The following is a 557-nucleotide window of genomic DNA, read 5'->3' on the forward strand; positions in this document are numbered from 1 at the left end:
AGCTTGAAGAGATCGGCGCGCTGCCGGAGCCGGCCTCGCGCCCGACGCTGGACAAGCCCTACAACATCGCCGTCGGCGGCGTTGGCGGCACCGGCGTGCTCACTATCGGCGCGCTGCTCGGCATGGCCGCCCACATCGAGGGCAAGGCCTCGATGATCCTCGACATGTCGGGCCTCGCGCAAAAGGGCGGGGCGGTGCTCAGCCACGTCCGCCTGTCGGATCATCCGGCCGAGGTAACGTGTTCGCGCATCGTCACCGGCACGGCAGATCTCGTCCTCGCCGCCGACGAGGTGGTCGCGGTCGCCAAGGACACGATCTCGCTCTGCGACACCAGCCGCACCCGCGGCATCATCAACAGCCACGTCATTCCCACCGCCGACTTCGTCCTCAACCGCGACTTCAACTTCCAGACCCGCAAGCTGAACGGATTGCTGGAGACGGCGCTGCACAAGGACTCCGTCTTCTTCGACTTCACCAAGCCGGCCGAGCAACTCCTCGGCGACAGCATCGCCACCAACATGATGATGATGGGCTACGCCTATCAGAAGGGGCTCTTC

Annotated in this window: 1 protein-coding gene; it reads left to right on the plus strand. The window is 65.5% G+C overall.

The annotated features are described in order from the left end of the window. Positions 1–557 (plus strand): 2-oxoacid:acceptor oxidoreductase family protein (locus tag AC1D00_RS44580; protein WP_477015140.1); only part of this gene is annotated, 557 nt, incomplete at both ends.

This window comes from Bradyrhizobium sp. P2_E8, from assembly GCF_056403875.1.